Consider the following 15,029-nt stretch of genomic DNA (forward strand, 5'->3'; position numbering starts at 1 on the left):
GACAAGTCGAACAGGGACGAAAGTCGGGTTAAGTGATCCGGCGGTTCTGCATGGAAGGGCCGTCGCTCAAAGGATAAAAGGTACTCCGGGGATAACAGGCTGATCTCCCCCAAGAGCTCATATCGACGGGGAGGTTTGGCACCTCGATGTCGGCTCGTCACATCCTGGGGCTGGAGAAGGTCCCAAGGGTTGGGCTGTTCGCCCATTAAAGTGGCACGCGAGCTGGGTTCAGAACGTCGCAAGACAGTTCGGTCTCTATCTGTTGTGGGCGCTCGAATATTGAAAGGATTTGACTCTAGTACGAGAGGACCGAGTTGAACAGATCTCTAGTGTACCAGTTGTGCCGCCAGGTGCATGCTGGGTAGCTATATCTGGAAAGGATAAGCGCTGAAAGCATCTAAGCGCGAAGCCAACCTTAAGATGAGTATTCGTTGAAGAGACCTGGAAGATGACCAGGTAGATAGGCTATAGGTGGAAGCACAGTGATGTGTTAGGGAGCCAAGTAGTACTAATTTCTCGAAAGCTTCCTTTTTCTTTCTTTTTTTAAAAGAGAGATCGATAATCAACGCACTTTTAAAGTTCTATTACTTTCCTTATGTCATAACGATATAGAGTTTATCCAGAGGGATGAACAAAGATTTAATGGTGGTCATAGCGAGGGGGAGACACCTTTTCCCATTCCGAACAGAGCAGTTAAGCCCCTCAGCGCCGATGGTACTACGAAAGTGGGAGAGTAGGTCACCGCCAACCTAATCTATAAAGCCTGTACAGCAATGTACGGGCTTTTTTTTGTTTAAAAGGAAGGCAAAAGCCCCGAAGGGGCAAGGAGCGAAGCGACAACGGCTGAGGGATGGAAGGGGGTGGCCGTAGGCCAGACCAAGCTGTTGAGCGGAGCGAAAGAGCGCAGGGCCGAGCGAGTAGCGAGCCCCCGCACAGCCCGACCCGCCCGCAGGGCGGGGCCGCCCCAAAAGAAAATAGAAGCAGCACTTATAGTGAGTGGCGATAGTACTTTCCTGATTTTGAACCGATTTAAGAAAACCACTCAAAAAATTGGGATAAAATCGATACTTTTGTGGGCCTTTATGGCCTTTTTTTCGTCTATAGGGCGAAATATAAATTGGAAAACAACCCTCTTACCGCTGGACATAAGCAGCATATAAAAAACAGACTCATGGAACCACAGCCAAAGATTAAAAAGCTGAGCATTATTATTCCTGCCTACAATGAAGGTCGAACAATTCATAGAATATTGAATAAGGTGCGAGCTGTAAATTTGCCTTCTGGAATTGAGAAGGAAGTAGTGATTGTAAATGATTGTTCGAAGGATGATACGGAAGAGGCGATCAAGCGTTATCAGGCTGCTCATCCTGATTTACCCATTCAGTATTTGGCGCATGAGGTAAATAAAGGAAAGGGGGCTGCTTTGCATACGGGAATTGAACATGCTTCTGGAGAGTATTTGATTATTCAGGATGCAGATTTAGAGTATGATCCAGAGGAGTATAATGATTTGTTAAAGCCTGTGCTCTCTGGTTTTGCAGATATTGTTTATGGTTCTCGTTTTATGGGGGGAAATCCGCATCGTATTTTGTTTTTTTGGCATAGCATCGGGAATAAGTTTTTGACCTTTTTGTCGAATATGTTTTCGAACTTGAATTTGACGGATATGGAGACTTGTTATAAGTTGTTCCGGACCGATATTATTCAACAAATTGAGTTAAAAGAAAATCGTTTTGGATTTGAGCCTGAGGTAACAGCAAAAATAGCCCGTATTCCTAAAATTAGAATTTATGAAGTAGGGATTTCTTATTATGGACGTACCTATGAGGAAGGGAAAAAAATTGGTTGGCGAGATGGATTTAGAGCTATCTATTGTATCTTGAAATACAATGTTTTCACAGCCAAGCGAAAAATGTTTAAAAATGGGGTGTTCCAGAGCAAATCCTAAATTAGTAGACCCAATAGGAGAGCGAACTTTGGAGCGCTTTGGATTGGCTAGGGATTTTAATTATTGGATGTATCAAAGTATAGTAGCTTATTGTCCTAGTCCTTGTTTAGAGATTGGTAGTGGATTGGGAAATATTTCTCGACACTTTATTGCGGAACAAAAAGATATTTGTTTAACGGATTTACGACCGCACTACTGCGAATATTTGGCTACAGAATTTGAGACGACAAGCGTTCAGCAATTAGATTTAGTAGCTAACAGTTTTGATGAGGATAATGCTGCTTTGATGGAACAATTTGCTTCAGTTTATGCACTAAATGTGGTAGAGCATATTGAGGATGATCGTTGGGCTTTGGAAAACTGTTGTAAATTGATTCGAAAGGGGGGGAATCTAGTTATCTTGGTTCCTGCCCATCAGTTTCTTTATAATAGTTTAGATGAGGCTTTAGGGCATTATAAGCGCTATACAAAAAAAGAGTTGATTCACTTATTTGAAGAACTGGGATTAAAGGTCCTTAAGGCGCAATATTGGAATGCTGCTGCTATGGCGGGGTGGTGGTGGTATGGGCGAGTCCGTAAACAAAGAGAACTACCTGCCAGTCCTCTCAAACGTTTTAATCAACTTTTACCGATTATTAAGTTATTAGACCGTTGTTTATTTGGTCAGATTGGTAATTCTGTGCTCATTGTGGGCCAAAAAAATTAAACTCAGTTTAGACAGCTATTGCTATGAAAATTACGAACGTACTTTCGCATTTTGCCATTGTAAGTATATTGCTCTTTGCGGCAATACTTTACTTTAAACCAGTTGCATTAGATAATAAATCTTTGCCTGAAAGTGATAATAGTCAGGCTCGAGGCATGCAGGCTGAAATCCAACAATATAAAAAGAAGGAGGGAACTGCTCCACTTTGGACGGATCAAGTATTTGTAGGTATGCCTTCGTATCAAATTTATGGAGAGTATAATGGAAACATTATTCAGAAGATATTTTTGTATGTAGTGCGCTTAGGGACAGCAGTAAATACCCCACATGTTATTCTGTTTATGATGATGTTGTTAGCTTACCTATCACTTATCATGTTTGGCGTGAATAAGTGGATGGCCGCAGTAGGCGGGCTAGCTTTTGGGTTAATGACAAATAACTTGGTTCTTTTTGAGGCGGGACATTCGACAAAATTGCATGCCATGACTTATATGGCGCCTATTTTGGCTGCGGCAACTATGGCCCTTAGAGGAAAGCGGATGTTGCTGGGGGCTAGTTTGATGGGGTTTTTCTTGGCTGGGCAGATTGCCGCTAACCACCTTCAGATTACCTACTATACTTTTATGATGCTCGCCTTTATTGGCGGGGCTTTTTTGGTCAATGCCTTGATTAAAAAGGAGCAACTCTTAACAGTAATCAAGGGAGGGAGTTTATTGGTTGTTGCTGTCGTATTAGCGGTGAGTGCCAATTTATCTTCGTTGTGGACTACTTATGAGTATTCTAAGGAAACTATTCGTGGAAAGTCTGAACTGACTGCTTATACCTTAGATGAAAGTGATGCTCGGGTTTTGGCCCAAGAGGGGATGAGTGCTGAAAAAATTGTTCAATTACAACAGGCCCGCATTCTTAATGAGCCGATAAAAACAGAGGCTATTTTTCTTAATCGCCTTAAGAGTGTTATTGGTCCTGATTTCGTCAATGAAAACAAAGACCGCATTTTAGCTTTGGCATCTAGCCAACAACAGGATGGCTTGAATAAGGACTATATTTTTGGTTGGAGCTACGGTAAGATGGAAACCTTTACCCTTTTGGTTCCTCATTTTTATGGAGGAGCTAATGGGATGTATTTTGCGGATGACCAATCGAAGCAAGGAATTCAGCTTAGTAATGAATCAGCAACAGGAAAGGTGGTCCAGAGCATGATGAGAAATGTTCAGGATCCTAATCAAAGCCAACAAATTGCCAATCAGTTATTACAGATGAGTAGCCAGTATTGGGGGGCTCAACCTTTTACTAGTGGTCCAGTCTATTTTGGAGCCATTATTTGTCTACTACTGATTTTGGGACTCTTCTTAGCTGAGGGCCCCTTGCGCTGGGGACTAGGCTTGGCCTTACTTTTCCTAACGGTTTTGGCCTGGGGAGATAACTTTAAGGCATTTAATTATTTCATGGTGGATTATTTCCCCATGTACAATAAGTTCCGAGCAGTAAGTATGGCACTTTCTGCTGCTCAGGTATTGGCGGCTCTTTTAGCTATTTTGGGCTTACAAGGCTTTTTTAATTTAGAAGATGAGGCTAAGCGAGAACAATATCTTTATATCGCTACAGGAATTACAGCAGGACTCTGTGCTTTTGTTCTTGTTTATAGTTTTATTGGTGATTTCTCTGCCCCTAATGATGCTCGTCTTGAAGCTATGATTGCTCAGGCACCTCAATGGGCTGAATATCTAGAAGCACTTAGAGAAGACCGGGCTAGCTTGATGCGTTCAGATGCACTTCGTTCACTGCTATTTGTTGTGCTAGGAGCTGCCAGCCTTTGGGCCTTTAATAGAGGATACTTTAAAGAGAAGCTTATTGCTGTTGCCATTTTAGCTGTTTTGAGTTTGGTGGATTTGGTTGGAGTAGATCTTAATTACGTGAATAAGGAAAGTTTCCAACGCAAAAAAGATGTAGCTGCAGCTCCTCCCATGACGAAAGCTGATCAACAAGTGCTTGCCGATAAAGATCCTCACTTCCGTGTATTTGACCTTATTGCAGGGGCTCGTCGTGGAGGCTCTCCTTCAAACTCCTTTGCCAACTCAGAAGGAGCTTATTTTCATAAGGTAATTGGGGGATATCATGCTGCGAAGCCTATCTTATTGCAAGAGATGGTGGAAGGTTATTTTACAAGCAATGAAATTTTGACCGATAAGCGCCATTTACTTGAAATGCTGAATGTGAAATACGTGATGCAAAGTCCAGACAATGCAGTTCAAATTGGAAACCTAGGTAATGCTTGGTTTGTAGAGCAAGTTAAGCAACTAGAAAATGCAGATGCTGTTTATACTGCTTTGTCTACTTTTAATCCTCGTGTAGAAGCTATTACAACTAAAGCAAACGCTGCTTATTTAGAAGGTCTGAATAATACAGCTAGTTCTGGCGACTATATTCGTCTAATGAGTTACCACCCAGAAGAACTGGTCTATGAGTCGCAAGCCACAAATGAACGCTTCGCGGTTTTCTCAGAGATTTATTATCCCGCTAGCAAAGGTTGGCACCTCTACATTGATGGACAAAGAGCCGATCAAGACTTTATTAAGGTGAACTATTTGTTGCGCGGGGCCAGAATCCCTGCTGGCAAACATGAAATCAAAATGATTTTTGAACCTAATTCATATTATACGGGAGAGGTGATTGCCCTGATTAGTTCAATATTGATTCTTTTGGCTTTGCTAGGTACTGGCTTTTTGGCCTACCGACAAGCAAAAATTAAAGCCGAAGAAAATATGATCTAAAGGCTTTTCTAAGCATAAATTTAGGCCTCTACGCTAGAGCGTAGAGGCCTATTCTTTTGTGGTCTACAAGGCTCAAAGGGCCGCAGGCAATAGCCAAATTTAAACGCACTCACTTTTATAGCTTGCAGCAATTTCCCGCTAGGCGGCCCTATTTTTCTCGGCAATAGCGAAGGCTATGCCCTTAAAAAATAGCTGGTCTAGCAGAAAATTCATAACAAAGATGGCCAAAGCAGTGCGATTAAATCTGGCTTAGGGATGGATAGCAGTGGCCCAAAGGGCCAGACCGAGGCGCCTTAGCGCCGATGGGCCGAGCGAACAGCGAGCTGCGACACAGCCCGGCCCGCCCGATGGGCGGGCAAGCCCCCAAAAAGCAGTAGTTAGACAACCAAGAGGAATATCTGGCTCGACCCAGCCAAAAATTCATGAGGGTTTCAACCCTCATTGATAAATCTTCGCAAAGCGATACCAAGCTTGCGGTGGGTTTTAACCCGCCGATAGGGCAGCCCCAAAAAAGGCATTAAAAACTTAAAGACTATTGCTCTTGTTTAAAATAAAAATCATCCTCAATTGAAGATAATTCCCAAGGAATCTGTACGCCCTCAGAAGCTTTGCGAACATTTCTACGAACCGTTTTGAAGATGTCCTCTAACTGAATATTGGGCTGCCGCATCTGTGTCAACAATTCTTCTACATAAAGGCTGTGCTCGCCTTTGGGGTTGTTTTTGGCCACGGCCCCAGGAGAGGTCGAAAAGGCAATAAAGGAGTTGTAAGGAGCCGAATTGATGGAGGCCAAGCCATTGTGCGTGTTCCGACTCGATTTAAATTCTTTTTTATAGGGATTGTCTCGACAAGCATCCAAAATAACAATGTTCAACTCGTTGCCCGCATAATCCATTTCCACCAAAACACGACCCAAATCTACAGACTCAAACTCAATGTCTTGCACCTTGCGAATATCCGCATTCACAGGGACCAAATAGTTGCGCCCATCGGCCTGCAAACCATGGCCCGTATAAAAAAATAAACCAATGCCCCCCTCTTCCTTGAGCTTTTGGCCAAAATCTCGAATCGCCCGCTTCATGTCCTCCTGCTTGGCATTGGTATAAAGCATGACCTCAAAACCCGAACGCTGCAATTCCTCGGCCATGGCCAATGCGTCCGATTGAGGGTTTTTAAGCGGCTTGTGCTCATAGGTCGAATTGCCAAAAACCAATGCCAAACGCTTTTTCCCCTCTGGAATATGGCTGAGGGCAGGCAAAACCAAACCCTTGATATTCGTAGGATCTATGTTGCTTCCCGCAAGAGGATCTTTATCCGTAGTTACTGTTTTTATGTCCTCTTCCACCAAAGTCGAAATGGTCTCAAACTGCCCATTATTCCAACGTACCTTGGCCGTAGACCCATCCGCATAAGTATAAACCCCCTCTCCAACAATCTGATTACTCTTGAATATTCCACTAAAACTCTCGCCATTGGGCCATTTGTAAGTTCCCTCGCCCTCTCGCCAGTTATTCACATATTCCCCAATGTACTGCTCCCCATTGATGTGAAAAAAATGCCCGTAACCATGCCGCTTATTTGCCCGAAATTGCCCCTTATATACATTGCCATTCTTAAAGCTGTAGTTGCCTCGCCCATGCATTTGGCTCTCCTTAAACTCCCCAATATATTTGTCCCCATTGTCAAAAATAAACCGCCCCTTACCATTCTCGCAATCGCCAACGGTACAGCCTTTTTCTTGGGCAAAAAGGAAAAAAGGCAGAAAAAATAAACTCAAAAGTAGTGTGTGTTTCATAGTAGTATTTGCAGTTTGTCAAAAATAATAAACAAAGTAGGCTAAATTAGGGGCTTCCCGCAGCCCTTTTTAGCGGGGCTGCGGGCGCTATGCTACAGGGCTCGCTATTCGCTCGGCCCTTCGGCGCTAGCGCGCCTCGGTCTGGCCCTTTGGGCCACCCCTCCGCAGCGCTAAGCCATTTGGCCCTGCGGGCCATAGCGGCTCCGCCGCTAGAAAAGCCCAGCCCAAGGCCATTTGGGCCAAAATCGGGCCAAGGGAGATGCATTAAATATAGCTTAAAATCATAAGAACTTTTGCGCATCAAATAGCAAGTCTTTAGATTTATTCTAAATAACGAAACTTATGTCTAAATATACAACCACAAAATACCTCATTGAGGGAATGTCTTGCGGGGCTTGTGCCCAAAGTGCAGAAAAAATTCTCTCTCGTAGAAAAGAATTGACAAGGGTCAATGTAAATTACGCCAGCAAAAAGGTCCAAATTACAGCAGAACAAGCTCCAGACATTGAAGAGCTGAATGCCGCTTTGAAAAAAGCAGGCTACGAACTTTTGCCCCCAGCGCCCGATCAGCGTGCTTTGGCCAGAGAACGAGCCCAAAAAAAGCAAAAGAAATTGTTTAATCAATTGCTTTTGGCCAGTCTGTTTGCTACACCACTTTTTGTTGTCGCTATGCTGTTGCCGCCTTTTGCTGGCAGCAATTACCTCATGCTATTTTGGGCCTCTATGATTTTGTTTGGCCCTGGTCGACAGTTTTTTGTCAAAGCTTGGCAACAATTGCAAGTTGGACAATCCAATATGGATACTTTGGTGGCTTTGGGTACAGGAACGGCTTATCTATACAGTGTTGTCGCCACTTTCTTACCTGATTGGTGGAGTAGCCAAGGCCTCAGCCCCCACGTTTATTTTGAAACAGCAGGTTTACTCCAAACCTTTATCCTTTTGGGCCGCTACCTAGAAGGACGAGCCAAGGCTAAAGCATCTAAGGCCTTAGATGCCCTTTTGGATCTACAACCGCCAACGGTCCAAATTTGGCAATATGAAATCTGGACCGAAATGCCATTAGCGGCAGCCCAAGCAGGCGACCGCATACTCATCCGCCCAGGCGAACAAATTCCCTTAGATGCTACCATTCTCGAAGGCGAATCTGAAGTCGATGAACAACTACTCACAGGAGAATCTTTGCCCCAACACAAACAAGAAGGAGATGCCATTTGGGCCGGGACACTCAACCAAACGGGCCGCTTGGTTGTAGAAGCCAAAAAAGGAGCTGACCAAAGCCGTTTGGCTCAAATTATTGAGCTGGTCGAAACCGCCCAAAGTTCTAAAGCACCCATCCAAAAATTAGTAGATAAGATTTCAGGCATCTTTGTGCCCGTTATTTTGGTTCTGGCCTTGTTTACCGCTTTAATCTGGTTTTTTGTTGGTCCAGAACCTGTATGGAGCCATGCACTAAATAATATGGTGGCCGTTTTGGTCATTGCTTGTCCCTGCGCTCTTGGCTTAGCTACTCCTATGGCCATTATGTTGGGCATTGGACGAGGAGCAAAATTGGGCTTATTACTCAAGGGAGCAGAAAGTCTAGAAGCAGCCCAACAGATCGATGCTTTTGTATTTGATAAAACGGGCAGCTTAACCGAGGGCAAAATGCAGCTTCAAGCAGAAGAATGGCTACAGCCTATGACCGATTATTGGCCCGCACTTTATGCTTTAGAAGAAAATTCAGAGCATCCTTTGGCTAAAGCCTTATTAGGCTTGAGTGATCGCCCAACAGATTTGCCAAAAATAGAACAGTTTCAAGCGCTCTCTGGCCGAGGTATTTTGGGCCAAATTGCTGGACAAACTTATGCCGTGGGTAACCGTAAACTACTTTTGGAACAAGGGCTCTCTCTGAGCGACTTGGCCGAAGGCCCTTGGCGCGCTTGGGAGACTGAAGGGCAGTCGGTCCTCTTTTTAGCCGTTGAGCAACAACTTATTGCCGCTTTTGCCTTCTCTGATGTTTTGCGAGTAGGGGCCAAGGAAACTGTAGCGGCCCTACAAGCTCGTGGCATCAAAACCTATATGTTGAGTGGGGACCAAAAAGTGGTGGTGGATCGTCTCGCTAATGAATTAGGTATTGCCGAAGCCCAAGCAGAACTTTTACCAGAAGATAAAATCAATTTTATTAAGGACCTGCAGGCCCAAGGCCAACGGGTAGGAATGCTAGGCGATGGCTTAAATGATGCTCCTGCTTTGGCCCAAGCCGATTTAGGGGTTTCCCTAAACGCAGGAACAGGAGTGGCCCTAGAAGCTGCAGAAGCACTTTTGCTAAAGAATGAACCTTGGCAGCTAGTGCAATTGCTCGATTTGGGTCAAGCTAGTATGAAAATTTTGCGACAAAATTTATTTTGGGCCTTTGCTTACAACTTGCTAGGTATTCCAATTGCAGCAGGTTTGCTTTATCCTTTTACAGGTTATTTATTGGATCCGATGTTAGCTGGAGCGGCTATGGCTTTCAGTTCAGTTTCTGTAGTGCTCAATAGTTTGCGTCTGCTCTCTTGGCGAATGTCCAAGATGAGTGATTAGCTTGATTGTCATATTGTTGCTTTATACCTCATATCTATCTGGCCAATACTTGGGGAACTCCTTCTAGAAAGCTAAGTATTGGCCTAGCGCTGCGGAGTGGGTGGCGCAGAGCGCCAGACCGAGGCGGCAAGGCCGCCGAAGGGCCGAGCGAACAGCGAGCCCCGTAGCATAGCGCCGCAGCTTTGCTGCGGAGGCCCCAAAAACCTCAAAATAAGTCGCTCAACAAAAGGGGCTTTTGCTTAACAAGCCTTATATTTGCGCCCAAATTCTATTGCAAAACCGCTCATTGAGCTGCAGAATATATATAAACATGAAAATCTCACTTAACTGGTTGAAGCGTTACCTAAGTTGCGACCTATCTTTAGATAAAATTAGCGAAAGACTTACAGATATTGGGTTAGAAGTAGATGGGGTAGAAACCTCAGAAACGATTCCGGGTAGTTTGGAAGGCCTAGTTGTTGGTTATGTAGAAAGCTGTGAAAGACATCCGGATGCGGATAAGCTTTCTTTGACAAAAGTCAATGTAGGGGCAGAAGAATTGCTTCCTATTGTATGTGGAGCGCCTAATGTGGCGCAGGGGCAGAAAGTAGTTGTGGCCACCGTTGGCACTACTTTATATCCTGAAAAGGGAGATGCTTTTAAAATTAAGAAGGGGAAAATCCGTGGAGAGGTATCTATGGGAATGATTTGCGCCGAGGATGAAATCGGTTTGGGTCAATCTCATGCGGGCATTATGGTTTTGGACCAAGATGCGCCCGTTGGTAGCCCCATGGCAGACTATATCAATGGAATTGGGGGGTATAAGGGCAAAAAAGCCGAAACTGACGCCTTAATTGAGATTGGATTGACGCCCAACCGTTCGGATGCCACTAGCCATTATGGCGTTGCCTTTGATTTGGCAGCAGCCTTAAATTTTGAAGAGGAAGGAAGTGCAAAATTGGAGTTACCTTCTGTGGCTGACTTTGCCTTAGGGAGTTCAAAATTGGCGATGGGTTTAGACGTAAAAGCGACAGAGAAAGTAGTTCGTTATTCGGGTTTGGTCATTGAGGGCGTTAGCATTCAAGATTCTCCTGAATGGTTGCAGCAGCATCTCAAAGCCATTGGCATTCAGCCGACAAACAACATTGTTGATATTACTAACTTTGTTTTGCATGAGATAGGGCAGCCATTGCATGCCTTTGATTACGATCAGGTAAAAGGGGCCAAAATCCAGCTAGATTGTCTAGCGGCTGGCACGCCCTTTTTGGCTTTAGATGCTCAGGAGTATCCGCTTCGGGCCGAAGATCTCATGATTTGTGATGCAGAGGGGAAGGCCCTTTGTATGGCGGGTGTATATGGGGGGAAGGATTCTGGTGTTAGCGAAAAAACGGTAAACATCTTTTTGGAGTCGGCTTGTTTTGATGCTCAAAGCATTCGTCAATCGAGCATGAAGCACAATTTGCGTACGGATGCGGCTACTCGTTATGAGAAAGGCAGTGATCCCAATGCGACGATTTATGCGCTTCAGCGTGCGGCTCTATTGATTAAAGAGTTGGCGGGTGGCGAGTTTGCTAGTGAATTGATTGATTACTATCCGCAGCCAGTGGCTCGTCCGGAAGTAAAGTTGCGTTATAAGCGTCTTAACGGTTTGATTGGGGTAGAATTGCCCAAAGCCGAGGTCAAAAGAGTATTGGCTCTTTTGGATATGCCTATTATCAGTGAGGATGAGGAGCAATTGGTAGTGGCTGTGCCCACAAACAAGACCGATGTATTGCGAGAGGTAGACATCATTGAAGAGATTCTCCGCATTTATGGGTTCAACAAAGTGCCCAATTCGGATAAGGTGGCCTACAACCTTAGCTTTCCGCAAAAGCCAGAAAGCCTAAAGCTTCGTCATCGTTTGGCCGAAAACCTAGCGGCTGCTGGTTATACGGAAATGATGGCCCTATCGCTATCTAAAAATAGTTACTATGAAACCCTCTATCCTATTGCTGCAGAGAAATTGGTAGAGATTCACAATACCTCTAACCAAGAGCTTAGCCTAATGCGCCCATCTATGCTTATGGGGGGATTAGAAGCGATTTTGCACAACCAAAATCGCCAACAAGATAACCTTCGCTTTTTTGAGTTTGGCAAAACCTATCAGAGAGATGGGCAAGGAGCTTTTGTAGAAACGGAACGTCTAGCTTTCTTCCTTACTGGAAAGAAACAAGAGGAGAATTGGTTGCAAGCGCAGACGGACTTGAGTTATTACGATCTCAAGGCGGTAGTAGAAAACAGCCTCGCTAAGTTGGGTATTGATCTTAATGCGCGCAACATTCAGCAAGAAGTTATTGAAGATGAAAAGCCTTGGGCTTATGCACTTCAGGCAAGCATTCGCCTAGGCAAAACGGCAGATGAGTTGCTGGTTATGGGGCGTGTAGATCCTGAGTTGCTTTATGAATTTGGCATTAAAAAGCCGGTATACTTTGCTAGTCTCAATTGGGAGACCTTGATGAAGGTAGTCGCCAAGAAAAAGGTGAAATATCAGCCCATCAGTAAGTTCCCTAGCATGCGTAGAGACTTGGCGCTAGTCGTGGATAAAACTGTTCGCTTTGCTGAAATTGTAAAAATTGCAGAAAAGCAGGCAAAAAAATGGCTAAAAGCTGTAAATTTATTCGATATTTATGAGAATGCAAGCCAACTTGGAGAGGGCAAAAAGTCTTATTCCGTGAGCTTCATTTTCCTAGATGAAAATAAAACCTTGAAAGATAAAGAGGTGGATAAGGTGATGCAGCAGCTGATTGAACAGTACGAAAAACAACTGGCAGCGCTTATTCGTCGATAAACCTCTTAGCCTTATCATTATGAGTCTTTTAGACGAGAAATTAAGCGAAGTTCTACAAAAAGTTCAGCTCTTGTTGCAAGAAAATCAATTGCAAAAACAGGAGCTGCAGCGCCTTCGTCTACAAAACGAGGAGCTTCGGGCCCAACAAGATCGCTTGCAAGAAGAGTTGCAAGCGAAGTCGGCCCAAAACGCTGCCCAACAACAACTTCAATCACAGGTTTCGAAATATATAGAGGATATTGATTCTGCCATTGAATGGCTGAAAGCACTCGATTAAACTATGTCGAAAGAAAATCTCCATAGCATCAAAGTAGAAATAGCTGGACGCAGCTACCCGCTTTTTGTAACCGACAAAGAGCGAGAGGCCGTCCTATTGCTCGGAGAAAAAATTAACGAAGAGATTAACGATCTGCATGCTCGCTATGCCAATAGCCTAGTTAAACAGGATATTATGGCAATGCTATTACTCACTTATGGCAAAAAATTGCAAGAGCTAGAAGAAAGTAGTAGCCTGCCCTCCATAGAAGATAAAATCAATCAACTCCAAAATCTTTTATCCGAAATCCCCCTTGAAGATTAAGCACTTTTTGTAGCATTTCCCTTGTCTAAAAGTTTGTATCGCATTTTGCTGCCCAGCTTGCTGGGCCCTACATACTTTTACTATTCTTTTTTAAACTATAACGACAATGGAAATCATCATAGCCCTTTTGGGCCTTGCCATCGGTTCTGGCCTAGGGTACTACCTCGGTACCAAGGTTTTGAACAAAACGGTGCGCGACAAAGAAGAGGACTTGGAATCTAGAATCCAAGAGATTCTCCAACAAGCAAAAGAGAAAAAAGCAGAGGCGGAAGCCAATGCTCGCCAAGCTGCTTCCAAAATCATTGAAGATGCTAAGCGCAATGGCGAAAACATCAAACGCAAGAAAATTAAAGAGGCCAAAGACCTCTACAATAAAAAGAAATCTGAATTTGACGTTAAGGCCAACCGCCGCGATCAACAACTAAAAGTTGCCGAAAGCAAGGCAAAAGAGAAAGAAGATCAACTTCGTAAAGAAGAGACTCAACTTAAACAAGATGCCGAAGCGAATGCTAAGCTTCGCCAGGAATTAGAACAGAAAATTCAAGATACTACGGCCAGAGCGGAAGCTATGGCCCAGCAAGAAGAAGAGTTCCGTTTTGCTCTTGAAAAGGTAGCGAAAATGTCTGCCCAAGAAGCAAAAGAAGAACTAATCAAAAATATGCGCGATAAGGCCGAGTCCGAAGCGATTGCTCTTGTTAAAGATCGTATCGAAGAGGCTAAATTGACTGCCAATAAAGAAGCAAAGAAGATTGTGATTCAAACCATTCAAAGAATGGCGGCCGAACACACGATCGAAAATACTGTTTCTGTCTTCCACCTGGATTCTGACGACCTCAAAGGACAAATTATTGGTCGAGAAGGCCGAAATATCCGTACCCTAGAAGCCGCTACTGGTGTAGAAGTTATTGTAGACGATACGCCCGAAGCGATCATTATTTCTAGCTTTGATCCCGTTCGCCGTGAGGTTTGTCGCCTCTCGCTACAGCGCCTAGTTGCTGACGGACGTATCCACCCCGCTCGTATTGAAGAGGTGGTGGCCAAAACACGCAAACAGATTGAAGAGCAGATCATGGAAATCGGTCAGCGTACAGTGATTGACCTCAATATCCACGGTATGCAGCCCCAGCTTATCCGTATGGTGGGTCGCATGCGCTTCCGTTCTTCTTACGGACAAAATCTACTCAAGCACTCTATTGAAACGGCCAAGCTTTGTGCTACCATGGCTGCCGAATTGGGCCTATCGCCTAGAGAGGTTAAAATGGCTAAAAGAGCTGGTCTCTTGCACGATATCGGAAAAGTATCTGAGGAAGAAACAGAACTTTCTCACGCTATTCTCGGTATGAAGCTTTGTGAAAAACATGGCGAAAAAGCAGCTGTAATCAATGCTGTTGGAGCCCACCACGATGAGGTCGAAATGAAATTTATCATCTCGCCCATCATCCAAGCTTGTGATGCAATCTCTGGAGCTCGTCCTGGCGCTCGCCGCGAAATCCTAGAGAGCTACATCCAACGCATCAATGAGTTGGAACAGCGTGCGCTCTCTTATGATGGCGTACAGAAAGTATACGCTATGCAGGCTGGCCGCGAGCTCCGCGTAATCGTAGAAGCCGATAAGGTAAGCGATCAAAAAGCCGACGAACTGTCTTTCCTCATCTCTCAGCAGATTCAAAACGAAATGCAGTATCCTGGCCAGATCAAAATTACGGTCATCCGTGAAAAGCGGGCCGTAGCTTTTGCTCGCTAAGCCATTAAATAACTAAGCCCCTCCGCAATTTGTGGAGGGGCTTTTTTTATGTTCTTTTGGGGCCCGCGGCCAGCAAAGCTGGCCGCCGCTATGCTGCGCCGCTCGCAGGTCTGC

At 44.5% G+C, this 15,029-nt stretch carries 9 protein-coding genes and 2 rRNA genes (1 of these 11 only partly in view); 10 read left to right on the forward strand and 1 reads right to left on the reverse strand.

The features are described from left to right. The 5 genes from PPO43_RS10605 to PPO43_RS10625 form a co-directional block, all read left to right on the forward strand. A 23S ribosomal RNA gene (locus PPO43_RS10605) occupies positions 1-532 on the forward strand (it extends 2,281 nt beyond the left edge of the window). Between the two features lie 109 nt (positions 533-641). Next, a 5S ribosomal RNA gene (rrf, locus tag PPO43_RS10610) occupies positions 642-750 on the forward strand. Between the two features lie 421 nt (positions 751-1,171). Further along, a complete protein-coding gene (locus tag PPO43_RS10615) occupies positions 1,172-1,948 on the forward strand; it encodes a glycosyltransferase family 2 protein (RefSeq protein ID WP_272617588.1) in 777 nt (258 codons plus the stop codon). Continuing rightward, entirely contained in the window at positions 1,923-2,654 is a 732-nt protein-coding gene (locus PPO43_RS10620; protein ID WP_272617589.1) for a class I SAM-dependent methyltransferase, read from the forward strand. Before PPO43_RS10615 ends, PPO43_RS10620 begins: the two co-directional genes overlap by 26 nt. A 23-nt stretch (positions 2,655-2,677) precedes the next feature. Continuing rightward, a complete protein-coding gene (locus PPO43_RS10625; RefSeq protein ID WP_272617591.1) occupies positions 2,678-5,428 on the forward strand; it encodes a hypothetical protein in 2,751 nt (916 codons plus the stop codon). Between the two features lie 532 nt (positions 5,429-5,960). Here PPO43_RS10625 and PPO43_RS10630 read toward each other — a convergent pair. Further along, positions 5,961-7,223, reverse strand: coding sequence for a caspase family protein (locus tag PPO43_RS10630; RefSeq protein WP_272617593.1), 1,263 nt, complete (start codon positions 7,221-7,223; stop codon positions 5,961-5,963). 342 nt (positions 7,224-7,565) lie between these two features. Between PPO43_RS10630 and PPO43_RS10635 the strand changes: the two genes are divergently transcribed. From PPO43_RS10635 to rny, 5 genes are all read left to right on the forward strand, one after another. Continuing rightward, positions 7,566-9,785: a heavy metal translocating P-type ATPase gene (locus PPO43_RS10635; RefSeq protein ID WP_272617595.1), complete on the forward strand. Its 2,220-nt coding sequence runs from the start codon at positions 7,566-7,568 to the stop codon at positions 9,783-9,785. Positions 9,786-10,095: 310 nt separating this feature from the next. Further along, positions 10,096-12,591, forward strand: a complete 2,496-nt coding sequence (gene pheT, locus PPO43_RS10640; RefSeq protein ID WP_272617597.1) for a phenylalanine--tRNA ligase subunit beta — start codon at positions 10,096-10,098, stop codon at positions 12,589-12,591. Between the two features lie 19 nt (positions 12,592-12,610). Then, positions 12,611-12,868: a hypothetical protein gene (locus tag PPO43_RS10645; RefSeq protein ID WP_272617599.1), complete on the forward strand. Its 258-nt coding sequence runs from the start codon at positions 12,611-12,613 to the stop codon at positions 12,866-12,868. A 3-nt stretch (positions 12,869-12,871) separates the two neighbouring features. After that, positions 12,872-13,171 (forward strand): cell division protein ZapA, encoded by a 300-nt coding sequence (locus PPO43_RS10650; protein ID WP_272617601.1) that lies wholly within the window; start codon positions 12,872-12,874, stop codon positions 13,169-13,171. 106 nt (positions 13,172-13,277) lie between these two features. Further along, positions 13,278-14,915, forward strand: a complete 1,638-nt coding sequence (gene rny, locus PPO43_RS10655; protein ID WP_272617603.1) for a ribonuclease Y — start codon at positions 13,278-13,280, stop codon at positions 14,913-14,915. The last annotated feature ends 114 nt before the right edge of the window (positions 14,916-15,029 follow it).

The organism is Saprospira sp. CCB-QB6, assembly GCF_028464065.1.
Lineage (GTDB): Bacteria > Bacteroidota > Bacteroidia > Chitinophagales > Saprospiraceae > Saprospira.